At 58.5% G+C, this 26,471-nt stretch carries 23 protein-coding genes; 15 read left to right on the top strand and 8 right to left on the bottom strand.

The features are described 5' to 3' along the window. The first annotated feature begins 98 nt into the window (after positions 1-98). From trbF to L6639_RS18795, 4 genes are read left to right on the top strand one after another with little or no spacing between them, the layout of a single operon-like run. Positions 99-782, top strand: a complete 684-nt coding sequence (gene trbF, locus L6639_RS18810) for a conjugal transfer protein TrbF (RefSeq protein ID WP_006018735.1) — start codon at positions 99-101, stop codon at positions 780-782. Next, positions 779-1,813, top strand: coding sequence for a P-type conjugative transfer protein TrbG (gene trbG / locus L6639_RS18805; protein WP_006018736.1), 1,035 nt, complete (start codon positions 779-781; stop codon positions 1,811-1,813). The genes trbF and trbG overlap by 4 nt, the downstream gene beginning before the upstream one ends. Further along, positions 1,810-3,021 carry a TraB/TrbI/VirB10 family type IV secretion system protein gene (locus tag L6639_RS18800; protein ID WP_006018737.1) on the top strand — a complete coding sequence of 404 codons (1,212 nt, stop codon included), beginning with the start codon at positions 1,810-1,812 and terminating at the stop codon, positions 3,019-3,021. The genes trbG and L6639_RS18800 overlap by 4 nt, the downstream gene beginning before the upstream one ends. Positions 3,022-3,029: 8 nt before the next feature. After that, positions 3,030-3,269: a DUF2274 domain-containing protein gene (locus L6639_RS18795; RefSeq protein ID WP_006018738.1), complete on the top strand. Its 240-nt coding sequence runs from the start codon at positions 3,030-3,032 to the stop codon at positions 3,267-3,269. Here the strand turns inward: L6639_RS18795 and L6639_RS18790 are convergent. From L6639_RS18790 to L6639_RS18770, 5 genes are all read right to left on the bottom strand, one after another. After that, on the bottom strand, positions 3,242-4,198 hold the full coding sequence (locus L6639_RS18790) for a LysR family transcriptional regulator (protein ID WP_013500405.1): 957 nt from the start codon (positions 4,196-4,198) through the stop codon (positions 3,242-3,244). The genes L6639_RS18795 and L6639_RS18790 overlap by 28 nt on opposite strands. Positions 4,199-4,257: 59 nt before the next feature. Beyond that, the gene (locus L6639_RS18785; protein WP_006018740.1) at positions 4,258-4,887 is read right to left on the bottom strand and encodes an acyl-homoserine-lactone synthase; all 630 of its coding nucleotides are present in this window, start codon (positions 4,885-4,887) and stop codon (positions 4,258-4,260) included. A gap of 81 nt (positions 4,888-4,968) precedes the next feature. Further along, positions 4,969-5,697, bottom strand: coding sequence for a LuxR family transcriptional regulator (locus L6639_RS18780; RefSeq protein ID WP_013500406.1), 729 nt, complete (start codon positions 5,695-5,697; stop codon positions 4,969-4,971). A 330-nt stretch (positions 5,698-6,027) separates the two neighbouring features. Further along, positions 6,028-7,620: a GMC family oxidoreductase gene (locus L6639_RS18775; RefSeq protein ID WP_006018742.1), complete on the bottom strand. Its 1,593-nt coding sequence runs from the start codon at positions 7,618-7,620 to the stop codon at positions 6,028-6,030. 308 nt (positions 7,621-7,928) lie between these two features. Then, positions 7,929-9,176, bottom strand: a complete 1,248-nt coding sequence (locus L6639_RS18770; protein WP_006018744.1) for a CaiB/BaiF CoA transferase family protein — start codon at positions 9,174-9,176, stop codon at positions 7,929-7,931. 187 nt (positions 9,177-9,363) lie between these two features. On the opposite strand from L6639_RS18770, the gene L6639_RS18765 reads away from it, so the two are divergent. The 4 genes from L6639_RS18765 to L6639_RS18750 are packed head-to-tail and all read left to right on the top strand — an operon-like array spanning position 9,364 to position 13,733. Continuing rightward, on the top strand, positions 9,364-10,524 hold the full coding sequence (locus L6639_RS18765) for an ABC transporter ATP-binding protein (protein WP_006018745.1): 1,161 nt from the start codon (positions 9,364-9,366) through the stop codon (positions 10,522-10,524). Continuing rightward, positions 10,484-11,845 (top strand): ABC transporter substrate-binding protein, encoded by a 1,362-nt coding sequence (locus tag L6639_RS18760; RefSeq protein ID WP_006018746.1) that lies wholly within the window; start codon positions 10,484-10,486, stop codon positions 11,843-11,845. Before L6639_RS18765 ends, L6639_RS18760 begins: the two co-directional genes overlap by 41 nt. A gap of 32 nt (positions 11,846-11,877) precedes the next feature. Then, complete coding sequence (locus L6639_RS18755; protein ID WP_006018747.1) at positions 11,878-12,750, top strand: carbohydrate ABC transporter permease; 873 nt, start codon at positions 11,878-11,880, stop codon at positions 12,748-12,750. After that, a complete protein-coding gene (locus L6639_RS18750; protein WP_013500408.1) occupies positions 12,747-13,733 on the top strand; it encodes a carbohydrate ABC transporter permease in 987 nt (328 codons plus the stop codon). Before L6639_RS18755 ends, L6639_RS18750 begins: the two co-directional genes overlap by 4 nt. 87 nt (positions 13,734-13,820) lie before the next feature. Here the strand turns inward: L6639_RS18750 and L6639_RS18745 are convergent, their stop codons facing one another. Next, positions 13,821-14,549, bottom strand: coding sequence for a FadR/GntR family transcriptional regulator (locus L6639_RS18745; RefSeq protein ID WP_006018749.1), 729 nt, complete (start codon positions 14,547-14,549; stop codon positions 13,821-13,823). 202 nt (positions 14,550-14,751) lie between these two features. On the opposite strand from L6639_RS18745, the gene gor reads away from it, so the two are divergent. From gor to glcF, 7 genes are all read left to right on the top strand, one after another. After that, entirely contained in the window at positions 14,752-16,137 is a 1,386-nt protein-coding gene (gor, locus tag L6639_RS18740) for a glutathione-disulfide reductase (protein WP_006018750.1), read from the top strand. Positions 16,138-16,352: 215 nt separating this feature from the next. Continuing rightward, the gene (locus tag L6639_RS18735; RefSeq protein WP_006018751.1) at positions 16,353-17,909 is read left to right on the top strand and encodes a class I adenylate-forming enzyme family protein; all 1,557 of its coding nucleotides are present in this window, start codon (positions 16,353-16,355) and stop codon (positions 17,907-17,909) included. 25 nt (positions 17,910-17,934) lie between these two features. Next, positions 17,935-19,389 carry an NAD-dependent succinate-semialdehyde dehydrogenase gene (locus tag L6639_RS18730; RefSeq protein ID WP_006018752.1) on the top strand — a complete coding sequence of 485 codons (1,455 nt, stop codon included), beginning with the start codon at positions 17,935-17,937 and terminating at the stop codon, positions 19,387-19,389. 127 nt (positions 19,390-19,516) lie between these two features. Then, entirely contained in the window at positions 19,517-20,386 is an 870-nt protein-coding gene (locus L6639_RS18725; RefSeq protein ID WP_006018753.1) for a VOC family protein, read from the top strand. A gap of 87 nt (positions 20,387-20,473) precedes the next feature. Continuing rightward, positions 20,474-21,910 (top strand): FAD-linked oxidase C-terminal domain-containing protein, encoded by a 1,437-nt coding sequence (locus tag L6639_RS18720; protein WP_006018754.1) that lies wholly within the window; start codon positions 20,474-20,476, stop codon positions 21,908-21,910. A 15-nt stretch (positions 21,911-21,925) separates the two neighbouring features. After that, positions 21,926-23,116, top strand: a complete 1,191-nt coding sequence (glcE, locus tag L6639_RS18715; RefSeq protein WP_006018755.1) for a glycolate oxidase subunit GlcE — start codon at positions 21,926-21,928, stop codon at positions 23,114-23,116. Between the two features lie 16 nt (positions 23,117-23,132). Next, positions 23,133-24,440 (top strand): glycolate oxidase subunit GlcF, encoded by a 1,308-nt coding sequence (gene glcF / locus L6639_RS18710; protein WP_006018756.1) that lies wholly within the window; start codon positions 23,133-23,135, stop codon positions 24,438-24,440. A 27-nt stretch (positions 24,441-24,467) separates the two neighbouring features. Here the strand turns inward: glcF and L6639_RS18705 are convergent, their stop codons facing one another. Further along, positions 24,468-25,508 (bottom strand): ABC transporter ATP-binding protein, encoded by a 1,041-nt coding sequence (locus L6639_RS18705; protein ID WP_006018757.1) that lies wholly within the window; start codon positions 25,506-25,508, stop codon positions 24,468-24,470. Further along, a complete protein-coding gene (locus L6639_RS18700) occupies positions 25,505-26,446 on the bottom strand; it encodes an ABC transporter ATP-binding protein (RefSeq protein WP_237863167.1) in 942 nt (313 codons plus the stop codon). The genes L6639_RS18705 and L6639_RS18700 overlap by 4 nt, the downstream gene beginning before the upstream one ends. Between the last annotated feature and the right edge of the window lie 25 nt (positions 26,447-26,471).

Raw genomic sequence — 26,471 nt, 5'->3', positions numbered from 1 at the left:
CGCATCACCGCACTTTCGCCACCCGCCACGCGGCAGCGCCTCAAACCCAGACACTACACGGCTCAAAGCCGATCACTTGATCTCAGGGGCAATCATCAATGATCAAACGACCATTAGTTCACTACGGGCGCATGCCCGAACCGATCACGCCTTATCAAAAAGCAGCCCAAGTTTGGGACGAACGCATTGGATCCGCCCGCGTGCAAGCCAAAAACTGGCGGCTGATGGCGTTCGGTTGTCTCATACTGTCAGCCGGTCTCGCTGGTGGGTTGGTCTGGCAATCAAGCCATGGGTCGATCACGCCCTGGGTGGTCGAAGTCGACCATCTTGGCCAAGCCCAGAGGGTTGCGCCGGCCAACTTCGACTATCAACCGACTGATGCGCAGATCGCCTACCATCTGGCGCGCTTTATCGAGGATGTCAGAGGTCTGCCGGCCGACGGCATCGTTCTACGCCAAAACTGGCTCCGGGCCTATGATTTTACGACCGATCGCGGCGCCGCTGCGCTCAACGACTACGCGCGGAACAATGACCCCTTTGCCAAGCTCGGTAAGGCGCAAATCTCCGTCGACGTCTCGAGCGTCATTCGCGCGTCGTCGGAAAGCTTTCGGGTCGCATGGACCCAGCGCACCTATGACAACGGTTCGCTGAGCTCGACCGAACGCTGGACCGCAATTCTCACCATCGTGATCGAGATGCCCCGCGATGCCGAACGCCTGCGCAAGAATCCCCTTGGCGTTTACGTCCGCGCCATCAACTGGTCAAAGGAGTTGAGTCAGTGACCAAGACGCCGTTTGACGTTTATTCGAAGCGCCCCGCCCCGGACTGCGGGATCGGTCCCACTTGGCCCGCGTTCTTGACCGCGAAGCGAGCAGTTTTGTTTGCTCTCCTGCTTGGTTCCTCGGCGCTCGGTGGGTGCGCGACCTACATTCCTCCGGAGATCAGCTATGACGCCGAAGTGCCTCCGTTACCGGCTACGCCGGTGGCTCTCGACGACAGATCGCGACCGCTTCACATTCCACCCCTCTGGAAGCCGGCTCTCGGCGGCAAGTCGGGAGGGAAGGAAGACGCTGAACCTGTGAGCCGGGTTGAGACAGCAAATAGCGCGGCCCGGGTCGAACCGCGCAAGCGAGGGTATTTCAACGCAGCGCAAATCTACGCCTACAGTCCTGGGGCGCTCTATCAGATTTACGCCGCGCCGGGGCAGATCACGGATATCGCGCTCGAGGAAGGAGAACTTTTGACGGGATCAGGGCCGATCGCGGCCGGAGATACCGTACGCTGGGTCGTGGGCGATACCGAGAGCGGGAGCGGCGACACACGGCGCGTCCATATCCTGGTCAAGCCGACCCGAGCCTCGATCGAGACCAACCTGGTGGTCAATACTGACCGGCGCACCTACCTGATTGAGCTCCGCTCTCGCGAGCGGCCGTACATGCCATCCGTTGCTTGGTACTATCCTGAGACGGTACGCGAACGGTCGCGTTCAGCTGCTCTGAAGCCCGTTCTTCCGGACCCAGCGCAGCGTATCTCCCGCTATTCCATCGAAGGCGACAGTCCTCCCTGGCGGCCGCTAGCCGCATATGACGATGGCCGCAAGGTCTACGTCGAATTCCCGCTCGGCATCGTGCAGGGCGAAATGCCTCCGCTCTTTGTCATCGGCCCAGACGGCAAGACAGAACTCGTCAACTATCGCGCCTACGGCAATGTGTTGATCGTCGATCGGCTGTTTGCGGCCGCCGAACTCCGGCTCGGCGGTGAGCACCAGCAGAAGGTCAGGATTGTCAGGACCGACGGGAGACCGTCGTCATGAACACCCGGAATGAAAACGATCACGAGCAAGCAGTTCCGCCGGAGACACAAGCGGAGCAGTCCGAAAGTTTCCGCTTGAGAGCGGAGCATCCGCGCGTGACGCGGTTGTCGCGGAAGGTCTTGGCTGGCGGGAGCGCGGTTGCCCTGCTTGTTATCGGCGGAGCAGTGTTGTGGTCACTTCAGAGCAATCGTGCTCGAAATCAGGCGGCCGATGAGCTTTACAGCACCGACCATCACAATGTTGCCGACGGCATTACGACCCTGCCGAAGGACTATGCTGGCGTTCCGCGCCAGCCAATCCCGCAGCTTGGTCCGCCGCTCCCCGGTGACCTCGGTCGACCGATCCTTGCCGCTCAAGGCCAGTCGCCGACGAGCGGCGCTGATCCGGACCAGCAGCGCCGGGATCAGGAGACCGAAGCAGCCCGCATCAGTCATCTGTTCGCTTCGACCAATGGACGAGAAGTGCGTCCGTCCGCGACTGCGGCTGTTGGAAGCGAGCGGGTCGTGCCACCGAACGCAACGAGCACCGGCGACGATGGATCTGTGCAAAACGGTCAGGACCGGAAGCTTGCCTTCGTCAACGCCTCTGTGGACCGTCGCACGGTAAGCCCTGACCGCATCACCAGGCCGGCCTCACCGTATGTCGTGCAGGCTGGGACGGTCATTCCGGGTGCCCTGATCACCGGGATCCGATCAGACCTTCCGGGCCAGGTTACAGCGCAGGTAACCGAAAATGTTTTTGATACCCCGACCGGCCGCTTTCTGCTTGTGCCTCAGGGAGCGCGTCTGATCGGCATCTACGATAGCCAGGTCACTTTCGGCCAGTCCCGCGTCCTGCTCGTCTGGACCCGGCTGATCATGCCGAACGGACGTTCTATCGTTCTCGAGCGGCAGCCTGGCGTTGACGCTGCCGGGTATGCAGGCCTCGAAGACCAGGTCGACAATCACTGGGGTGAGCTGTTCAAGGCTGCGGCCCTATCGACGTTTCTGGCGGTCGGGACCGAACTGGGTGCCGGCTCGGACACCAACAGCAACGACAGCGCAATTATCCAGGCCTTGCGACACGGCGCCTCGGACTCACTGAATCAAACCGGACAACAGGTGGTTCGGCGCAGTCTCAACATCCAGCCGACCCTGACGATCCGCCCGGGTTTTCCGGTTCGTGTCATCGTCAACCGGGATCTCCGCCTCGAGCCTTACACAGGATGACAACCTCAATGACGAAGCTGAAGATCGCCGCCGTCCCAGACGACAAGCCGGTGAAGGTGACCGCGGAGTTGCCTGCATCCGTCCACCGGGACCTTGCTGCGTACGCGGAGGCAATCGCGCGTGAAACGGGTCAGCGCGCCGATCCAACAAAATTGATCGCGCCGATGCTGGCGCGGTTCATGGCGGCTGACCGAGGATTCGCCCGTCTACGACGCGCGTGTCAATCGCCGAGAGATGGGGAGGAATAGCGCTCCGCCAGCATTTCGAGAAAGCGGTTGAGGGCTGGATTCTCGTTGTCAGCGCACCAGTGTGCAGAAAAGCCGATATGGCTTGATCCTGTCCCGTCCCGTAGTTCGCGATATTTCAGTCCGGCGAAACTCGCGCCCATATCGGACTCCATGACGAGGCTAATGCCTAGTTTCATACTGACGAGACCCTTGATCATGCTTCGGCTGACGTCGTGTCGGTCGATCTTGGGCCGATCGTCCGTAGATACAAATTTCGATATGATGAGATCTTCAAACTCGCGGCTGGAATCGTGATGGCTTAGTAGTACGGTTTCGTCGCGAAGATCGGTCCAATAAACCGCGTCGCGCGCCGCCAAAGGGTGATCCTCAGGCAATGCAACGAGGACGCGTTCGCTCCAGACCCTGAGCGTCTTGTTGTCCGATGATGGCGTGTCGCTCGTAACGATGAGAACGTCGAGTGTTCCGCTCCGGAGCGCGTTCATAAGCAAAGTGCGCGGCCGTTCGGCTATAGCGAGTTCGATCCGAGGAAATCTCGTTCTAAAGTCGAGGAGGGTAGTCCGCAGATTGCCTGCTGAAATCGACGTGCAGAAGCCGACCGAAAGGTGGCCAGTTTCGCCACGACCAATTGATCTGCCGGTTGCAACGAGTGTATCAACCTGCTCCAGCACCATTCTTGCGATCCGCACGACTACTTTACCAGCAAGTGTTGGCTGGACTCCCGCGGTCGACCGCTCAAACAAGCTGGTCCCGACTAGGCGCTCGAGTTGGCCAATGGAGCGGCTCACGACAGAATGTGGAATGGAAAGTAATTCAGCGGCTTGCCGAAGACTTCCACAGTCGTTGGCAACGACTGCAAACCGAAGCAGGCGCAGGCCGATGACGGGCATTCCGGTCGTGCGCTGCTGGTTGTCAATGTTGTTGATTTCCATCATGCCTGTAGCCCGTCAGTAGGCGAAACTGCGTCCCAGGGGTCCGCTGTGCGACCGTTCTAGGCGACGCGCAATACAGGCGCCCAGAGCACTGGCCCGGAAAGTCCGCCTGCCCCACGGAGTTTCGCGAGCGCCGCACTGGAGATATCCAGATATCCAGCGACGGCGAGAGTGTTCCCAATCTTAGAGGGAGCGCCGATTCGACGTAGCGGCCACCCAGCGCGCCGCAGGATCCTTTCCATTCGGGCGTCGGTAACGGTAACAATATCGCTCAGATGCCGCGAAAGCCCAAATTCCACCATGCCAGCAAACAACTCGTAGGTGGCACAAGCTATTCCGTGTTCTCCTTTTGGTGTGTCGAGTCTAGCGTCGATCGCAAAGCGGCTGCTTTCCCATATCTGCGGACTCATGGGCATCGGCTGACCATTCAGAAGCGCGGGAAATGTGTCGCGGAGCATCGTCGGTCCCTTGGTTGGAAGCAGGCGGACGCAGCCTTGTACCCGGCCGTCGTCCGAGAGTTGGGCGAGGTATGCCGGATGCAACGAGTCGAACTTGTCAACTTCCATGTCGCCGCTAATTTGAACGTCCCAGTCCATCCGGACCTTGAAGACGCGATGTCGTAGTTGGTGTATTGCAAAGAGCGTATGGGAGAATTCGCCGTACCAAGGCTCCGTGATGAGCTGAATCATGACATCCTCCAAGGTTGCCATGATTCTTTGAGGCGAAGTTACGCTAAGAAGCATCACCCCTAGTTGTGGGAGGAGTTCGCCTTAGTTTTGCTGTTCTCGTTTGGCAGCGGCCACGCGTAGTGCCGCTTGAACAACGGTTCGCACTCCCAATTTTGCTTTCGCGTTGTTCAGGTAAGAGATAGCAGTGTGATGCGATATTCCCAGAATGCGTCCGATGTCCCAAGCGCTCTTGCCGCGGGCGGCCCACTCCAGACATTCGAACTCGCGGGCGGACAAAGCTGCTCCATCAACACGAAGATCGCTCGCGAGTTTGCGGCGAACGTGTGAGTGGAAGAACATCGCCATCAACTGAAGCATTCGAGGGTTCGACGTGACGAAGCGTTCGAATTGAGCTTCCCGTTGGTTGCCGGCAAAGGTGACGGCGGCAACGGGGCCGTGTCCGTCATGGATAGGAACGGTGAATCCTAGCCGAATGCCATATTGGGAGGCTTCGTCCAGCAACCGCTTCTGTGCCGGCGAAAGATATCGTTCGGTCGATCCGATTCCCCAGCGAAACGGCTCGGTGTCCCGTAGCGCCTGCATGATAACCGGATCGATCCGTTCGTAGTGGCTCCTTAGGTAGTGTGAAGTCCACTCCTTTGGGTATGTCGACATAAGACGGGGTGTCCCATCGAGCTTTTGCGGTAGCGCGAGGTACGCAAAGCAAGACAGGTCGAGAGCCGCGGCTGTGACGGCCATGGCTCCCGAAAGCTCTGCTTGATCTTCAGCGCTCGAAAGATGATCAATGAAGTCTTGAAATATGCGATGCATGTCGAGCTAGGTTAGGTGGCGTCGGTACTTGATCTCCGGCACGGCTGTCCCGGTTAAACCTTCCTTATCGAACGGTCAGAGCAGCACGGACATCGTTGACGATTGCGGGTGATGTCCAAAAGGGTACTCAAATCCATAAAAGAAGCCCGGGACCCGTCATCGGACCCCGGGCAGTCTAGGGAGGACGCCCTCAGGCGCTTGCTGCCATTTACTGACACCTTCGCGTCAGACCGCCGACAACGAGCGGGACCACGGGAAATCAAGCGATGGCCTGTGCGATGAAAGGCAGGGTTTCAGATTGTTCCTGCCATTGAGGGAGAGAACATTGGGTCACTTCCCGGCAATCAACTCTGCAGCTTTCTCCGCCATAGCCATGATCGGCAGATTGGTGTTTCCGCTGATCACGGTCGGCATAAGTGAACCGTCGATAACGCGTAGATTGTCGATGCCCCGAACCCGAAGCTTGCTATCGACCACGGCGTCGCGATCCTCACCCATGCGACATGTTCCGACCGGGTGGTAGATCGTTTCTGCGCGGGCTCGTATCCACTTTTTGCGGGATTCCGTGCTGGTAAACGGATCGATATCGAGTTTGCGCTTAATGTGTTTTCGGAGCGCCGGCTGATCGATGATCTCGCACATCTGCCGAACGCCTTCTTGCATGCTGACGAAATCACTTTCATCGGATAGAAAGCGGGGGTCGATCGCCGGCGCGACGAAGGGATCGGCCGACCGCAGGCGCAGCGTTCCACGACTCTTCGGACGAAGCTGGCATACGCGAATGGCAAAGCCGTGCGGGACGCGCTCGCCCTGCGGCGGGTTTCGCAGCGCGACGATGAGATGAGCCTGCCACTCAGGCCACGATGAGGTTTTATCGGGCCCCCAGAAGGCTCCGGCTTCGACCCCCTGTGAGGTGCCGGGCCCCGTGCCTCGGAGCATATATTGTGCGCCGGCCAAGGCACCTCTGAACAATCCGATGTACGGCGTCAGTGTGATCGGCTGCGACGCCTCCAATCGAATTGCGCAATCCAAATGATCTTGCAGATTGCTTCCAACGCCGGCGGAATCGAGCACCGGCTTGATGCCGAGTGAACGGAGGTGATCGGCCGGTCCAATTCCTGACAGCATCAGTAATTGCGGCGAACCAATGGCCCCGGAAGTCAGCAAGACTTCTCGTTCGGCCGAAACGGTGACCTCACGCCCGTTGTGGTCAATGACAACACCCCGAACGCGCGTGCCTTCGACCGCGAGGCGCCGAACCTGAGTGTTGGCCATGATGGTCAGATTGCTTCGTCCTTTCCCCTGGTCGAGAAACTTGAAAGCACCTGAACGCTTGCCGTCTGAAATCGTAAGTTCGTAGAAGCCTGCGCCCATCTGAGACGGACCATTGAAGCCGTTGTTCTCGGGGAGGCCTGCCGACTTGGCGCTCTCAATAAATGCCTTCGAGATTGGATGCTGCAACACGCCATAAGAAAGTCGGATCGGACCCGAATAACCTCGGTCCTGATCGGGCTGGGACGTTACCTGGGCGGCGTCCTCGATTTTTCTAAGGTAGGGGCGGAGGTTTTCGTACCCCCACCCACGACAGCCTTGCGCTTCCCATGAGTCGTAATCCTGAGGATTTCCCCGGATCGCAATCATGGAGTTGATGGCGGACGACCCTCCCACCACCTTGCCACGGGGAATATAGATCTTGCGATTGTTGAGTTCGGTCTGCGGTTCGGTCCAAAATTGCCAGTTATGCTTCGGACTCGTGTAGAGCACGCGAATGCCCGCCGGCATGTGAACGAAGATTGAAGAAGAGGGACGTCCGGCCTCGAGCAGCAACACCTTGACGTTGGGATCTTCGCTCAATCGAGCGGCGAGCACGCATCCTGCCGATCCTGCGCCGACAACGATATAATCGTATTTCGAGAGCTTCATCCTCCGTCCCCTATTTCAAAAGCCGACGATCGGTTCGTTTTTGCGACCAGTTTCGCCAAGGTCAGGCCTTCCCGACTTGCAAAAGCCATCGCCAAACTATAATTGGTCCTACCAATCAGGTCGATCCAATTATAGCGACGAAGGCCTGGTAGTCAACGGAGAGCTCGTCTCATGTTTCAATACCGGAGGATCGTGGCCGCGTTCCTGCTCCTCGGCGCAGGGCTCGCCGTTTTGCTGCTCGCTCCTGCCAAACCTGCCATCCAGCCGGACCAAGAGACGATTCGACGAGTGATATGGGCTCTTGGCCCCTAGCCGACTTCGGGACGTCCGATATCGATGATCCGTCGCTCACTTAGATCTTGGATGGCCGCCGAGTCGTACTTCAGTATCGACTTGAGGATGTTTGCAGTATCCTCGCCTCGCCGCGGCGGTCCTTTGGCATATTCGATCTTCGTTCCGGAAAACTTTATCGGATTGGCGACGAGAGGGGCTGTTGTTCCGGAAGAATGAGGAAGATTGACCTGCATCTCCCGATGGATAACCTGAGGGTGAGCGAACACCTGATCCAGCCGGTTGATCGGTGCGCAAGGCACGCCCACGGGCTCCAGAATGGAAATCCAATGCTGGGTCGTCTGCTGTATCAGATGCGCATCGAGTAGGGGGATGAGTTGATCACGATTCTTAAGCCGGTCGGTGTTAGTGACGAAACGGCTATCGGTTGCCAGGCCGCTTAAACCAGTAGCTGCACAGAACTTCCGGAATTGCTGATCATTACCAACGGCGAGCACGAAGGAACCGTCGCTGGTTCTGAAGACCTGATATGGAACGATGTTTGGATGCGCGTTGCCGAACCGTTTCGGCGGCGTGCCGGTCGTGAGGAAATTCAAATTTTGGTTGGCGAGAACCGCGACCTGGACGTCCAGCAGTGCCATGTCGATATGCTGTCCTTCTCCGGTGCGTTCGCGATGCAGTAATGCGGAGATGACGCCGGCGGCGCTATACATGCCAGTGAGAATATCGACGATCGGAACCCCGACCTTCTGCGGACCCCCGCCTGGCTTGTCATCACTCTCTCCGGTAATGCTCATCAGGCCGCCGATGGCCTGAATGGCCATATCGTATCCTGCGACGTCCTTCATCGGGCCGGTCTGGCCATAGCCGGTGATGGAACAGTAAATGATGTCAGGCTTGACCCTTTTAAGCGCCTCGTAGTCGAGGCCGTAACGCGCCATGTCGCCGACCTTGTAGTTCTCGATCACGAGATCGGCTTGCTGGGCAAGTGCGCGCACAATGGCGCTACCCTCGTCAGTCGATATATCGACGCATATCGAATGCTTGCCGCGATTGGCGCTCAGGAAATACGCGCTTTCGGTCGTATCAATTCCACCGTCTTTCCGCAGAAAGGGCGGGCCCCACTGCCGCGTATCGTCGCCGGTGCCAGGGCGTTCGATCTTCCAAACCTCGGCTCCTAGATCAGACAGCAACTGCGCTAACCAAGGCCCCGCGAGGATTCTCGAAAGATCCAGCACTCGATAACCTGCCAACGGTCCAGCCATCACGCTTCCTTGAAGTCTGCGGGTCAAATAGCCGCGCGCCGTGCGAGGCCGCACTAACTATATGTGGAGCGACCAGATTGGTCAAACCAAATGCTGCTTGACACCGCGCATCACGCGACATACGGTCCTGCCAAATTGGTTTAACCAATTAATGAAAATACCGGGAAGAACGTGAAGGTCTGGCTGTATGGCGCGAGTAACTCTCCAGAATGTCGCGAAATCCTTTGGAGGAGATCGAGGGCCATGGGCCGTTCAGGACTTTTCGTTGGATATTGCCGATGGCGAACTGGTCGTGTTCGTCGGCCCGTCCGGCTGCGGCAAGTCCACGACGTTGCGAATGCTCGCCGGTCTAGATGACGTCACATTCGGCAAGATTCTGATCGACGGAAGGGACGTCACCGCGCTTCCGCCGAAAGATCGCAACATTGCGATGGTTTTTCAGAACTACGCTCTCTATCCACAGAAGACGGTCTTCGAAAACATGGCCTTCGGCCTTCGGGTCCGTAGGACGCCACAGCAGGAGATCGATCGTCGGGTGCGCAGCGCGGCATCAAGTCTCGGATTGGAGGCCCTGCTGGAGCGCAAGCCACGCCAATTGTCGGGTGGTCAGATGCAGCGCGTAGCGCTTGGTCGCGCGTTAGTCAGAGATCCCGACGTATTCCTCCTCGACGAACCCCTCTCGAACCTTGATGCGAAGCTGCGGGTCCGGACGCGAGAAGAGATTGCGACGCTACACGCCCGATTGGGCGCGACGATGATATTTGTTACCCACGATCAGGTCGAGGCCATGACGCTCGGCGATCGTATCGTGATCATGCGTGACGGATTCATCCAACAGGCGGGCAGTCCGCTTGACCTTTATGATCGGCCCGCGAACGCCTTCGTGGCGACTTTCATCGGGTCTCCAGAGATGAACCTGATTGATGGCGGGTTGATGCGCGACGGGGGCGCGCTCGTAATGCGCTCCGGCGGTTTGAGCGTCAACTTGCCTGCCCAGTCATTCTCCGAAGCGGAAAGGGATGTCACGCTTGGCATTAGGCCCGAGCACATCGAGCGCGCGGAAACCTCCACGGCTTTTGAGCTGGTAGTCGGCTTGGTCGAGCAAATCGGCGCGCAAACCTATGTGCTGGGTAAGATCGATGGCAACAAAATCCGCGCGGTATTTGCTCGGGACGATGCGCTGAGGGCGGGCGACCGAATTTTTGTGAATTTGTCTCAAGAGAAGTTGCACCTGTTCTCGCGCGAGAGCGGCAAGACACTGAGGCGGACCTCGACGAAAGGCGAAAATGGCAACGGGAGAGAACTTCATGGACAAGCTCAGCTTAGGCGCGCCGAGTTCCAAGGCTAACGTGAGCGACATCGATCGGCGGCGTTTTCTCAAAACGACGGCTGGTGCAGCGGCTGGCATCGCGGGCTCACTTTCCGCGCCCTATGTCAACGCACAGTCCGGGGTAACGCTTCGCATTTTGAACGCTGAAACGACTGCTGCGAGCCAATCGGCCTTGCGCGATGCGTGCAATGAATACGAGAGCAAGTTCGGCGTAAAAATCGTCGTCGACTCGACGCCGATTAGTGGTGGTTATGCGAAGTCGATGGCGGCCATCAATGCTGGCGCTCCTTACGATATCGCCACGGCGGGATACATTGCGCACATCTTGCAATACGCGATGGCGGGTCACATCGTGCCGTTGACGGATCTTGTCAAAAAATATTCGTGGGGGAAGCAGGGAACCTGGTCATATAAGGGAGAAAATTGGTTCTATCCCTATGACTACAATTTGGTGACGGTTTTCTACAGAAAAGATCTGTATCAGGAGAAGGGCCTGAAGGTTCCCAACACATGGGCCGAGTTCCTTGAGAATTGCCGGGCGCTGACTGTCGCGAAGGATGGCAACATAGAGCGAGGGGGGTGCGTCATACCGCTCGCGAGTGACAGTGCCACCAACTGGGCGAGCTTCGGCAACTTGTTTGCAGACGCGCCGAAGTTTTATGACGACAAGTGGAACGTCGTTCTCGATGCGCCGGGGAATGCCGGACCGACCGGCCGTTTTCTCGATCTATATGCCGATCTTTATAAAACGATGCCGGCTGGCATGAACACGGTCAGCTATGCTGAGCTGATGAGTCTTTTCGCGACGGGAAAGGTTGCGCATACCGTCTATTCGGGCCGCGTAGTCGAGGCGCTGGAAGCTCGCAATCCGGACCTCGCAAACAAGTATGGTATTTTCGCTTCTCCAGACAGTGCTGGTAAGCAGAACGCACTGTCCTTCGCCTTCGATGGCTTTATTCTTTACAAGACTAAGCAGACTGAGGCGGCCTTTAAGTTTCTACAATGGTTTATTGACGCGCACTATATTCGCTGGCTGCACTCCGCCTGGATGAATTTCCAACCGGCGCGATTGGACATTTACGAAGATCCACGGTGGAAAAATCATCCGATGATTCAGAAGCATTGGGCGACGATGGAGCAGATGAAGTCGTTCATTGATGAAGACAGCAAGACGGTTCTTAACTCAATAGATATGACGGGTCCGTCGTTTGATCTGCGACCGTGCAAGGTCTTTGATGCGAACATTATGCCGGAGATGCTGCAAAATCGGGTTCTTAAGAACATGTCGTCAAGCGACTGCGTGAAAGCCGCCGCCGATCGAATCCGAAAAATTGGCTGAGCATCGGAACTGGTGAATAGAGGCCCGAGGCTATGCGACAGGACTGGCGAATCATCGGTTTGTTCATCGGGGGTGTACTGGTACTCGGTACAATTGTTGGCGGACCTCTCCTCTATTCGATAAAGCTCTCCTTCTACACAGCGGCGTCGTTCATCGACCCGCCGCAGTGGGTGGGACTTGGCAATTACGTGAAGGTTCTTAGTGAGCCGCTGTTCTGGGGCTCGCTGTTAAACGGTGTCACGATCGCCATCTCGGCGATCGTGCTGCAAGTCGTTCTCGGCGTCACCATTGCGCTCGTCCTCAATAGGCAGTTTGTGGGGCAGACTGTCGTGCGGGCGCTGTCAATCGTGCCGTATTTTCTTCCGACGGTCGTCGCCTGCCTCATCACGCAGTGGATTCTTGATCCCAACTACGGCCTTCTCAAGAGTGTCTTCGCGTCATTCGGATATGGGATGTTCGATTGGGGAGGTAATTCAACGAGCGCGAAGGCGACTATTGTCCTTGTTAGCGTTTGGATCTGGACGCCGTTTGTCGTGACCTGTGTTCTTGCCGGCCTTCAATCCATTCCGGCTCAACTGTATGAAGCGGCCCGGGTCGATGGAGCAGGGGTTATGAAGCAATTCTGGCATGTCACGCTGCCAGGATTGAGGTCAGTGTTGATCGTGGTCATCCTCCTGAGAGGGATCTGGATGTTCAACAAGTTCGACGTGATCTGGCTTCTAACGAAGGGCGGACCGCTCAACGAAACCGAGACGCTTCCCACGTTGGCCTACCGAAAAGCGTTTCTCGAGTTCGACTTGGGAGGGGGGGCCGCTGTCGCCACCATCTCGTTCTTGATGTTGGCGAGCATTATCTTGATTTACCTCAGGGTTTTTCCGATCGACGAGGCCAAGCAGGGACGATGACGATGTCGACTCAAAATCAAGCCCGCTCTGCTGCCGCTGTCGTCGTTGGTTCACGAGCGGTGCGGATGTTGCATAGCTCTAGCGGCTCAGGAAGAGAAATCTCAGACTCCACACCTTCAGTCTCGCACGGGAAAACGACGCGGTATTACGGCAAGTCGCTGAAGCAGATTGCCGGCCGCGTCGGTTTGTATGCCGCGGTTGCGCTAATCTGCATCTATTCCTTCTTCCCGATCTACTGGATGATCCTCTCCAGTCTGAGGTCGCCCGAAAAGCTATTTCTGGATTCATCCTTGGTTTTCTGGCCACCCGATCTAAGCTCTTACAAGTCACTCTTGCAGCTTACGAACTATCCGGCGAATTTCGTTAATAGCGTCATGATGGCTATGGCTACGATTGCCGTGGCGACGACGCTGTCATCATTCATTGCTTATGGAGCGACGCGTTTACGGTTTCGGGGCAAAACGACGTTGGTCGCGTCCATGCTGTTCGCCTACATGTTTCCGCCATTGATGTTGGTTATTCCGATGTCCGCCTTGTTCCGAATAGCTGGCTTAGCCGATAGCTTGTGGGGCCTGCTAATCGCTCACCTGGCGATTTCGCTGCCGCTGGCGGTGTGGCTGCTATGGGGCTTTTTCAAATCGATGCCGTTCGATCTGGAGGAAGCGGCAATGGTGGACGGCTGTTCCCAATTCGGCGCCTTCATCAAGGTGGTCCTTCCGCTTTCGGCCCCCGGCTTGATTACGGTCGGCATCTTCTCGTTTTTGCTGTCCTGGGCGGACTACGTATTCGCGCTCATCCTCATCATGAGTGATGATCGCAAGACATTGCCCGTGGGCTTGGCATCAATGCTTGGCGCGCAAGATCTGCGTTGGGGTGAGATACTCGCCGGCGCAACCCTTATTGCTCTGCCGTTGTTCGTTATCTTTATGTTCTGCTATCGATATTTCGTCGCAGGGCTGACGGCGGGTGCGCTCAAAGGTTAGGCACTGTTCGAGCGAAGCACGTCCTCGTGCTTCGCGCTAGACCGTGGGTATTTCGCGTAGAGATGGCGGACGGGGTGCCCGGCAAGACTAACGTTTTGTGACTTTGGTTTCCCCTAGAAGCGATTGCCATGCCTCCACTGTTCGCGAGAGGTGAGCGTTCATCTGTTGTTCGGCTAGGCCTACCCGCCGCTCTTCGATCGCTTCCAAGATGGTGCAATGGTCCTCATAAGATTGTCGACCTCGATTTTGGTCGGCAAAGTAGACCTTCCGTCGATGCCTGGACAGTTCGTAGAACGATCTCGCCACGCGCAGCAAAATGTCGTTCTTGGTTGCAGCAAAAATCGCAAGATGGAACGCCTCGTCCTCGCGCTCTATGCTTTGCTTTTTGGATAGGCGCTTGTTGGTCTCTTCAAGTATGGCGGTGATCTCGCGAATGTTGTCCGCGGTCCTGCGTGTGCAGGCCAACCTGACCGCCTGCCCTTCGAGCATGCGCCGGACCTCCATGACGTCGGCGATTTCCTTGGCCTCGAATGGAACTCCGGATTCAGCATAAAGCACTAGAGCATCGATGCTGCTCTCTTCGATCTTTCGCAGATAGATTCCAGAATTTGGGCGCCGTTCTATCACTCGCATGGTTTCAAGTGCGGCCAGAGCCTCTCGAACCGCGCCGCGACTGGTGTCGAACTTTTCCGCAAAGTCGCGTTCTGATGGCAACCGTTCGGAGGGCTGATAGCGGCGCTCACGGATGAAGGAAAGGATCTTTCCGATGGCGTTCGAAGGAGCCTCAAGCTTGTCGGTTCGATTTCGCTCAGTCATCTAAAATATCCTGCCTGGTCCTGCCGACCACTTGATTTCGATTTCCTCGGTAGCTAATCATGGCCGACCAAATTGGTCGACCAGTACTTTGGAGGAACCTTGAGGATCTCGGTCGAATCCGCCCTGCTTCAGTAGATATCAGGTTGAGGAAATTGAAGCATCTGAAACGCGCCAAATCCACCTAAAGAATTGATTTCCCAGCATGGATAGCTTTGAGACGGATCTGTTTGTCATAGGTGGCGGCTCGGGCGGCGTGCGCGCCGCGCGGATCGCCGCTGGCCATGGCGCCCGCGTCATGATCGCCGAGGAATATCGGATGGGCGGCACTTGCGTCATTCGCGGGTGCGTACCGAAGAAGCTATTCGCCTACGCCTCGCATTTCAGCCACGACATCGCGGATGCCGCGGGCTTCGGCTGGACCGTTCCGCCGGCGACGTTCGACTGGGCCACCCTGATCGCCAACAAAGACAAGGAGATCGCCCGGCTGGAAGCGGCCTACACCACCAACGTGGAGAAATCTGGCGTGCAGGTGATCAAGTCGCGCGCCGTGTTCGAGGACCCGCATACGCTGGTGCTCGACGGCGGCAGGAGGGTGCGCTCGAAGTATATCCTGATCGCCACGGGCGGCGCACCGAACCACGGCAAGGCCATTCCCGGCATCGAGCATGTCATCTCATCGAACGAAGCATTTCATCTACCCGAATTGCCGAAGCGTATCCTGATCCAGGGCGGTGGCTATATCGCGCTGGAGTTTGCGTGCATCTTCTCGGGCCTGGGTTCCCTCGTGACTGTGGTCTATCGCGGCGACAACATCCTGCGTGGCTTCGACGACGACGTCCGCGCCCATGTCCGCGATGAGATGGAGAAGAACGGCATTACCATCCTGACCGGTTGCACGGTCGACGGGATTGAGAAGCACGACGATTGGTACACGTCGCACCTGTCGAATGGCTCCAGCATCGCGTCCGACAAGGTGATGTTCGCCATCGGCCGTCACCCCGCCGTCGCAAATCTCGGGCTGGAGAAAGCCGGCGTCGCCATCAACCCGGATAACGGAGGCATCGTCGTCAACGAAGCCTCGCAGAGCTCGGTGCCACATATCTATGCGGTCGGCGACGTCACCCATCGCTTCAATCTGACGCCGGTAGCGATCCGTGAGGGCCACGCTTTCGCCGATACGGTTTTCGGCAAGCGGGCGGTCAAGGTCGATCACATCGATATTCCGACCGCCGTGTTCACGCAGCCCCAGGTCGGCACCGTGGGCCTCACCGAGGCGCAGGCGCGGGCGCAGTTCGCTATCGTTGATGTCTACAAGGCGGCGTTCCGCCCGTTGAAGGCGACGCTGTCCGGCAGCGAGTCGCGGGTGTTGATGAAACTGGTGGTTGACGCGGGGAGCGACCGCGTCGTGGGTTGCCATATCGTTGGATCGGACGCGGCCGAATTGGTTCAGGTCATCGCCATTGCCGTAAAGATGAAGGCTACCAAGGCGGACTTCGACGCCACTATGGCGCTGCACCCGACCTCCGCCGAGGAACTGGTGACTATGCGTACCCGCACTGCACGTTACGTGCGCGACGCGGCGGCTTAGAAAGCTCAATTTCGATCGATTGTGCAAATTCAGGCCGTTGGCGCGCGCGTTATGCGGCGCCGCTCAAAACGCACTTGACAATACGATTGTGATCATACCAAACTGGTCCTACCAGTATCGGTGAAAATCCAGCAACAGACTAACCTCGCCATCCGCAGCCGCTTGTAGTCGAGGAGCTGGATGCGGAAGTTCTGGCGAAGAAGATTGGGCCCACCATGGAAGTGGATTATTTGACTAGCCTGCCGCGACGCATCCACCTCATTGTGGATGAGGGGGCCAAAGCAGGAGCATCCCGGCCGGCTCTTACTGACGAGCGGGGCATCGTTTGGTCCTATCGGAGACTGATCGATACGATCGAGGCCGTTGCAGGTGACTTGGCGCGTCTAGGGATCCGTCCCGGTGATCGGGTCATGGTGGTGGGCGAGAACTCAATCGGCGCCATCGTCCTGATGTATGCGGCGAGCCGGCTTGATGCATGGGCAGTGATGACGAGCGCACGGCTCGGCCCGCACGAACTGGACGCCATTGAGGGTGATTGCAAGCCCAGACGCGTATTCTATACGCATGGAATATCGGCGGAAGCAGATGCTGCGGCGTGCCGGCGCGGCGCGGAAGCCGAAGCGTTCACGGGGATTGGAGCGATCAAGGTCGGTAAGTTGGAGGCGAGCGCCGTTCCCGAGGAGGTCTATGAGGATCCCGCCCGTCAGGTTGCAGTTCTCATCTACACGACGGGGACTACCGGTCGCCCGAAGGGAGTGATGCTCAGTCATCGCAACCTCGCTTACGTGGCGGGCCGGGGCAAAAGAACCAACACGCTCTTTCCCGAGGACGTCACGCTTTGCGTTATGCCGATCTCTCATTCGTACGGGTTGACGTTGCTGCAAGGTATGTTGTTTGTCGGCGCACACCTGCGGATCATGCCGAGGTTCTCTCTCACGCAAGCAATCGACGCCGTCGTGAATGGTTCGTTGACCGCCTTCAATGCCGTCCCTGCGATGTTGTCGCGGATCATCGCTTACGTCGATCAGAACAATATCAAGCTCACGCCCAATAACCTTCGTTATGTCTATACCGGAACGGCACCGCTCGATCTGTCTCTGCGACAGAGCGTCGAGCGAGTGTTCGGCGTGGTGCTTCATAATGGTTACGGGCTGACCGAGACGTCTCCGACCATCAGTCGGACGCTGTATGCCATGGGAAGCAACGAAATCAACATCGGACCGCCAATCCCGGGAATCGAAACCAAGATCGTCGGACCTGATGGGCGGGAAGTACCCGATGGCGAAGCGGGCGAACTGCTCGTTCGCGGGCCCAACGTGATGTTGGGGTATTATGGTCAGCCGGACATGACCGCGGAGGCGATCGATCGCGAAGGATATTTGAAAACCGGAGATATCGTCAGCCGGTCGCCGGGCGGCGAACTGGTGGTCCAAGGCCGGTCGAAGGAGCTAATTATCAGGTCCGGCTTCAACGTCTATCCGCCCGAAATCGAGGCTGTCCTCAATTCTCATCCGGCGGTTCTCAATTCCGCGGTAGTCGGGCGATCAATCGAGGGCAACGAGGAAATCATCGCTTTCGTTGAGCCGACCCCTGGAAGCACCATCGAAGTGGCCGAACTGCTCGCGCTCGTGGAGCGGCAGCTCGCACCATACAAGAAGCCGCAGCAGATCATTGTCTTGCCGCAACTTCCGGTAGCCCCGAACGGGAAGATTAGAAAGCACGACTTGAAAAAGCGCGCCGAGGAGTCGCTGTCAGCGGCTACCTCAGTTTAACGAATTATAGACCGGACGGACGGAAATGGTGACAAGTCGCGAGCAGATGTACCCCGATACAAAGTTGTTCATCGATGGATCCTGGCGCGATGGAACGAGCGGAAAGGTCGAGCCCATCCTGAATCCGGCGACGGGAAAATTGATCGGAACAGTTGCGCACGCGTCTATCCCCGATCTCGACGACGCACTTGAATCGGCCGTGCGCGGGTTCGAATTGTGGCGGAGGACGTCTTCCTTCGAGCGATACAAATTGATGCGTGGGGCTGCCGAAAAGCTCCGCGAGCGAGCCGCCTCAATCGCGCGTATCATGACGCTCGAGCAAGGCAAGCCGCTGGGCGAGGCGAAGATGGAGGTGTTGCTCGGCGCAGACATCATCGACTGGTTCGCGGAGGAGGCGCGTCGATCCTACGGTCGGACCATTCCGTCACGTTCCGGCGCCGTACAGCAGGTCGTGATCCGCGAGCCAGTTGGGCCTGTCGCCGCCTTCACGCCGTGGAATTTTCCGATCAACCAAGCCGTCAGAAAGATATCAGCTGCGATGGCGGCCGGGTGCTCCGTGATTCTGAAGGGACCCGAAGAAACGCCGGCAAGTTGTGCAGCTCTGGTCAATGCTTATGTCGATGCCGGCTTGCCCTCCGGTGTCCTCAATCTCGTTTTCGGTGTGCCGTCCGACATATCGGAATACTTGATTGCCCACCCTGTCATTCGCAAGATTTCGTTCACGGGTTCGACGCCAGTCGGGAAGCGGCTTGCGGCTCTCGCTGGAAGTCACATGAAGCGCGTTACGATGGAGCTAGGTGGACATGCGCCTGCGCTAGTCTTCGAGGACGCAGATGTCAAACAAGCGGCAAAATTGCTGTCCGCGGCAAAGTTCAGGAATGCCGGCCAGGTTTGTGTTTCTCCGACCCGGTTCATGGTCCATGAACGGGTCTACGACGACTTCGTTGAACAATTCACCGCTGCTGCCAAAGCTCTCGTCGTCGGGGACGGCCTCGACGAAGCGACCCAAATGGGACCACTAGCTAATCTCCGTCGAGTCGAGGCGATGGACGCGCTGGTCTCGGACGCCGTTCAGCGCGGCGCGCGCATCCGGACAGGTGGAAGGCGCCTGCGCAACGATGGCTTCTTCTTTCAACCGACGGTTCTGACGGACGTGCCTCTGGACTCGCGCATTATGAACGAGGAGCCATTCGGCCCTGTTGTGCCAATCGCGTCGTTCTCGACATTCGAGGATGCCATGGTCGAAGCGAATCGGCTCCCTTATGGCCTTGCTGCATATGCGTATACGAAGTCAGCGGCGACGATCGGCGCGCTCGGCTCGATCGTGGAGAGTGGAATGGTGTCGATCAACCACCAAGGCCTTGCCTTACCGGAGACTCCCTTCGGAGGAATCAAGGACTCCGGATACGGTTCGGAAGGTGGTACAGAAGCGATGGACGCGTATCTCAACACTAAGTTCCTGACCCAGATGCACGGTTAGCATGCGCGATCGGCAATGCTGATACGCCGTCGCGGAGCATGCGTCGCGCAGGTCAAACCTCGCGACGGTCCTTCGCCGCGCCAGACTCTAGGGCCCAAAGATCCAACGCCTAAAGCGAGTTAGCGAAGTGTTGTTGACCATCGACCGCGTTCAGATCGCGACGCCGGATGCCAAAAGTGCCGCGGAGATGTGGCGTCGCCGATTGGGGGCGGAACAAGTCTCTGCGGATCGGGTCCGGGGATTGGGCGCCAAACGAGTGACATTGCGTGCCGGGACCGGCGAGATTGAGTTGTTGGAGCCGGAAGGCAACGGCGTTGTCGCGGACGAACTGGCAAGACGCGGGCGATCTCATCTATTCGGCGCCGGCGCGACCTCACTCGACCCGCGTGCACTGGTGCATCATGCCACGTCGGTCGGAGTTGAGCATCAGCACGAAAATGGCCAGGATTTTCTCCGGTTCGAAATCGAGGGGAAGCCGGTCCATTTCGTAATCTCTCCCCCGCGTACGGTGGAGCCGACCGGCGGGATTGATTTCCTTTATGAGGTGACTTTGCTCGCGGCCGACCAGGCAGCCGCGGTAACGCGCTTCGCCGAAGTCTTTCGTCTTGATACACGGAATTTCGTGACGATTACCTCGGAGCTCTTTGGCTATACGGGCGTCCTCACTCTCTTCGCGCCTGATCGCCTCGACCGATTTGAAGTCATCACGCCGACGGACTTCACCAAGACGCTCGGCAGGTATCACGCCCGCCAAGGCTCGTCTTTCTATATGGCGTATGCCGAAAGCCGAGAGATCGGTCGCATCGAAAGATCGGCGAAGGCGGACGACGTGGGACACACGCTGGATCCGCGCGAGGAGAAGCGGAGCGGTCGAGATCCGGAGCAACTCTGGCTTCATCCTCCGGCCCTTGGCGGAATGATGCTAGGGCTATCGCGGCCGACGCTTGGTTGGCGCTGGTCGGGCCACCCTGAGAGGGTCGTGGCGTTAGTGCAATAGAAGCTCGATGGTGGATGCGTCGGGCTTATGTCGATTGCATCAGGCCGCGACTGACCCATCGGAAAAATATCCGATGACGAGGATACGATGAGCAAAATTAGGTTCACCGAACCAAATCGAGAAATCCTCGCGCGCCGAGATTCAATCATAAACGATCTAACCCGCCTTGTTGACCCCGCTGGGCTAATAACGTCGACGGACGAGTGTCGGGCTTATGAGACAGATGCGTTGACGGCCTATCGCAAGATGCCGCTCGCCGTCGTCCTACCGAAGACGACCGAAGAGGTGAGTGCCGTTTTGAAATACTGTCACGACACCGGCGTCAAGGTCGTGCCGCGCGGCGCAGGTACGTCTCTCGCCGGCGGGGCAATTCCGAGTGAAGACGCCGTCGTTCTCGGACTTTCAAAGATGAATCGGGTGCTCGCGGTCAACTACGATGACCGCTTCATCCGCGTCGAAGCGGGAGTCACAAATTTGAGCGTAACGGCGGTGGTGGCGGAGAACGGCTTCTTCTATGCGCCAGACCCTTCCTCTCAACTTGCCTGCACGATCGGAGGCAACATTGCCAACAACTCCGGAGGCGCGCATTGCCTGAAGTATGGAGTCACGACCAATAACCTCCTCGGCGTAAGGATGGTACTGATCGATGGATCGATCATCGATCTCGGCGGTGACTATCTCGATAGCGCTGGACTCGATCTGCTGGGCCTGGTCGTCGGCTCCGAGGGGCAGCTCGGGATAGTGACCGAAGCGACCCTCCGAATTCTGAAATCGGCCGAGGGAGCGCGCCCGGTTCTGTTCGGTTTCCCGTCTTGCGAGGGAGCGGGCAAGGCGGTTGCGGACGTCATTGCCGCCGGTATCATTCCCGTAGCCATCGAATACATGGACAAGGCCGCCATCGAGATCTGCGAGGCCTTCGCCAAGGCCGGCTATCCGCTCGATGTCGAGGCCCTTCTGATTGTAGAGGTCGAAGGGTCCGACGCCGAGATGGACGCGACGCTGGCGGACATCACCGCCATCGCTCGTGCGAATGGTGCGACGACAGTGCGCGAGAGCAGGTCGGCAATTGAGACGGCGGCAATCTGGAAGGGGCGGAAGTCGGCTTTCGGTGCGACCGGGCGAGTCGCTGACTATTTGTGCATGGACGGCACGGTGCCGACCGGCAAGCTGTCGTACGTTTTGGCGGAGATCTCCAAGATCGTACAGCGACACGGATTGCGTGTCGCGAATGTTTTCCATGCCGGTGACGGCAACATGCATCCGCTCATCCTCTACAACGCGAACGATCCGTCGCAGCAGTCGAAGGCGGAAGCAGCGGGAGATGACATTCTCAGGCTCTGCGTTGAAGTTGGTGGGTGCCTGACGGGCGAGCACGGTGTCGGTATCGAGAAGCGTGATCTAATGCGCTGCCAGTTTGACGATGCCGATCTGGCTCAACAGATTCGGGTGCGCGCCGCGTTCGATCCGCGATGGCTGCTCAATACGGATAAGGTGTTTCCCCTCGATTTTCGATGTCAAGGTTAGGGTGACGGGAGTGTGATGACCGATTGCTATAAGCCGCGCGACGAGTGCGGACTGTCGTCTGCCATCAAGGATGCGGCTACAGCAAAGATGCCTCTCGTCGTGCGCGGCGCCGGCTCCAAGTCGGCGATGGGCCGACCGCTGGGTGGATACGCTATGCCTCTAACGACCGAGCGCATGCGCGGAGTTTCACTTTATGAGCCGACAGAGCTCGTCATCGGTGCTTTGCCTGGAACGCCGGTTTCCGAAATCGATCGGATGCTCGCCAAGCACAACCAGATGCTTCCGTTCGAGCCGATGGATCATCGTGTGTTGTTCGGGACGAGCGCAGAGCCGACAATCGGAGGTATTGTCGCCGGGAATGTTTCGGGTCCGCGTCGTGTCGCGGTCGGAGCTTGTCGCGACAGCCTGATCGGCGTTCGCTTGGTCACGGGCCGCGGAGACATCGTGAAATCCGGCGGGCGCGTGATGAAGAATGTCACCGGGCTCGATTTGGTCAAGCTGACCTGCGGTGCGTGGGGCACGCTCGGCGTTTTGAGCGAAGCCATCTTCAAGGTGTTGCCGAAGCCGGCGCGTTCCCTATCGCTGGGATTGCGCGGCTTGGACGACATGACAGCGATTTCGGCGCTAACCGCAGCGCTCGGGTCGACTTTCGCGGTCTCGGCGGCGGCGCATATCCCGGCGAGTATTGGGTCGGACTCGACTACGATCGTTCGACTAGAGGGGTCCGAGGGCTCGGTAGCCTACGGATCCCGCGAACTTGCCAGGCTCTGGTGCTCCTTTGGGCTGCCCGACCTGATCGAAGGGGATGAAAGCGCAAACTTTTGGTTGCGCATCCGCGACGCGCACTGGCTGGCTCAGCCAATGGATCGTTCCATTTGGCGGTTGTCCTTGGCCCCCTCCAAAGCGCCGCGTGCTCTTGCTGACATCCGGCGAAAACTCGGCGTGCGGTATTTCTACGACTGGGGCGGTGGTCTCGTGTGGCTCGCGGTCGTGGGCGCTGACGATGCGGGAGCGTCGGTCGTTCGGGAAGCTATGGTCAATACCGGTGGGCACGCCACACTCGTACGGGCTTCATCGGAGATTCGCCGCAGGATCGATGTGTTCGAGCCGCTTCCTCCTGCGGTGCTCAAGTTGACGCAGGAAATCAAGAAATCTTTCGATCCTGACCGCGTTCTAAATTTCGGCAGGATGTACGCCGGTATCTGAGGCGAGGCGGACTGGTATGCAAACAAACTTCTCGCTGACGGCCTTGGCCGATGCACATGTAAGCGAGTCAGAAAAAATCCTCCGTGCCTGTGTGCATTGCGGCTTTTGTACTGCGACATGCCCGACATATCTGCTTCTTGGTGACGAAGCGGACAGTCCGCGCGGGCGCATCTATCTGATCAAGGACATGTTGGAGGAGGAAAAGCCGGCGACCCCTCAGGTCGTCGAGCATATCGATCGATGTCTGACGTGTCTTTCCTGCATGACGACCTGTCCGTCCGGCGTGCACTACATGCACCTGGTCGATCACGCGCGAGCCCATATCGCCCGAACCTATACGCGTCCTCTGCCTGATCGGTTGCTTCGAGGCATGTTGGCGAAGGTGCTGCCGTTTCCGGGCCGACTTAGGTTGGCTTTACGCGTGGCTACCGTGAGCAGGCCGATCAGAAAGTGGCTCGCCAATCTTCCCGGCGGCGCGCAACTCGCCGCGATGATTGAACTTTCGTCGTCATTCAAGCGAAGAAGGCCGACCCGAAGGTTACCGGGCGCGACCGTCGATAGGCCGCGCGGTCGGGTTGCGCTTCTGAGCGGATGTGCCCAGCAGGTCCTCGGCCAGAACATCAACGAGGCTGCAATCCGGTTGTTGACGCGTCACGGTATCGAAGTAGTTCAACCGATCGACGAAGGGTGCTGCGGAGCTCTCGTGCAGCACTTGGGATACGAAAGTCGGGCGCTGGATGCGGCTCGACACAACGTGGATGTATGGACACGCGAAATCGAGAACGGCGGCCTCGACGCCATCGTGGTTACGACGTCCGGTTGCGGAACGGTCATTAAAGATTATGGCTTCCTACTTCGCAACGATAACGCCTACGCTCAGAAAGCCGTACGGATCTCGGCTCTAGCGCGGGACATCACAGAATTCTTGCATGAATTACCGCTTCAAGACGGTGTTCGGACTACCGGCCAGGTCGTGGCTTACCATTCGGCATGCTCGATGCAGCATGGACAGCAGGTTAGAGATCAGCCGAAGTCACTTTTGAGGCGAATGGGGTTTGTAGTGAGAGAAGTACCGGAAGGCCACATATGTTGCGGCTCCGCCGGAACATACAACGTACTGCAGCCTGAGATCGCCAATCGACTGCGCGCACGAAAGGTCACCAACATTGAGAAGGTCAAACCGCAAATCATTGCGAGTGGAAATCTCGGCTGCATAACGCAGATTGGTGCTGGAACACGCATTCCAGTCGTCCACACGGTGGAGTTGGTCGATTGGGCGATGGGCGGCCCGTTGCCTGACGTCCTAAAGGGGTGCTTGGGCTAGGTGCGGACAAGCGACCGCTCTGACGTCCTAGTTTGGATTGCCATTTCCGTCCATCGCGGCTTCGATTGCCTTATTGGCTGCTGTCTCATCATACAGATGGCAGGCGATCTGCCGATTGCCGTGCAACCGCAGCGGCGGAATTTCGCGGCTGCAGACCGGCATGGCGGACTGACAGCGAGGGTGAAATGGACAGCCGGGCGGGGGGGTGGCGACGCTCGGCACCTCGCCCTGAAGGAGCACGTGATCGCGGGCGCGCTCGATTTGCGGGTCCGGCACCGCTACCGCATCGAGAAGAATGCGCGTGTAGGGATGGAGCGGTTCGCCGTAGAGGTCGTCGCGCGTCGCGATCTCGACGATGCGTCCGAGATACATCACTGCGACCCGATCGCTCATGTGTCGGACGACGCCGAGGTCGTGCGAGATGAACAGATAGGACAAGCCGAACTGCTCCTTGAGGTCGGAAAACAAGTTCAGAACCTGGGCCTGCACTGAGACGTCGAGAGCTGAGACCGGCTCATCACAGATGAGCAGTTTCGGACGCAGTGACAGGGCGCGCGCGATGGCGACCCGCTGACGCTGGCCGCCGCTGAGTTGGTGCGGATAGCGGTCGAGGAAGCGAGTACCCATTCCGACCGTATCTAGGAGTTCGGCAGCCTTCGCGCGGCGCTCGTGGCCCGATCTGCCGACGCCCTGAATCGCCATCGGTTCGGCGATCAGGTCGGCGATTGTCATGCGGGGATTTAGCGACCCGAACGGATCCTGGTAGATGATCTGCATCTCACGCCTTAGCGGTCGCATCTGGCGATGACTGAAGCCCGTGATATCGCGTCCGTCGAACACGACCCGGCCGCCGCTCGGCGGCGTCAGTTGTAGTATGGCCATGGCCGTGGTGGATTTGCCGCAACCGCTTTCGCCGACGAGCGAGAGAGTTTCGCCGCGCTGGAGTGTGAGGGATATGCCCTTGACAGCTCGAACGGAGGGGGCGCCCGTTACGCCGAAAGAGGTTGTGCTTGCATAGTCGACGCACAGGTCCGAGACCTCGAGAATATTCGTTGCTACGTCGTTCATAGCGGATTCCAGCACGCGAACAGATGGCCGTTCCGTGTGCGTTCGTCGCCGCTAAGCGGAGGGCGTTCGTCGCACCGTTCGGTCCGACGTGGGCAGCGCGGTGCGAAGGCGCAGCCCCCGGTTCCGTCGGAGGGGGCGGGTGGCTGCCCAGCGATCGACTCGAGCCGATGAGCGATCGGACCGACGATCTTGGGCACGGAGGCGAGGAGGGCGTGCGTATAAGGATGGCGCCCATCGCGATAGAGGTCGTCGGCCGCCGCTGTCTCGACGATGCGGCCGGCATACATCACGTTGACCCAGTCGGCGTAGCGCGCCACGACGCCGAGATCGTGCGTGATGAGAAGCAGCGCCCCGCCCAATCCGCGGGTAAGGTCAGTGAGAAGCGTCAAAATCTGCGCCTGCACGGTGACGTCGAGTGCTGTCGTCGGCTCGTCCGCGATGATGAGTCTTGGCTCGCAGGAGATCGCGATAGCAACCATGACACGCTGGCGCATACCCCCACTGAGCTGGTGAGGATAGGCCTCGGCTTTGGTCTCTGCATCCGGGATGCGGACCTTCTTGAGAAGGTAGATCGCCTGCGCTTTGGCGGCGCTCCAGGACATCCGGCGATGACGCACCAGCGGCTCGGCGATCTGGCGCCAGATGCGCAGGCTTGGGTTCAGCGCTGTCATCGGCTCCTGGAAAACGATGCCGACCTCGTTGCCTCGGATGTCCCTGATCTGTTTTGGTGACTGCGTCTGCATATCACGGCCGGAGAGGCGTATTTCGCCGGCCGTGATCTTGATCGGTGGCATTGGCAGTAGATGGGTGAGCGACATCGCGGTGATGCTCTTGCCCGCGCCGCTTTCGCCTACGAGCGCCACGACCTGGCCTGAATAGGCCCGGAACGAAACGTCTGCGACAGCACTCAGCTCCGTCTTGCCCGACCAGATGCCCACGCAGAGCCCGCGTACATCCAGTATC

Origin of the sequence: Bradyrhizobium zhengyangense, assembly GCF_022012555.1 — a bacterium.
Classification (GTDB): Bacteria; Pseudomonadota; Alphaproteobacteria; order Rhizobiales; family Xanthobacteraceae; genus Bradyrhizobium; species Bradyrhizobium zhengyangense.
This window is presented reverse-complemented; position numbering and strand designations above follow the sequence as displayed.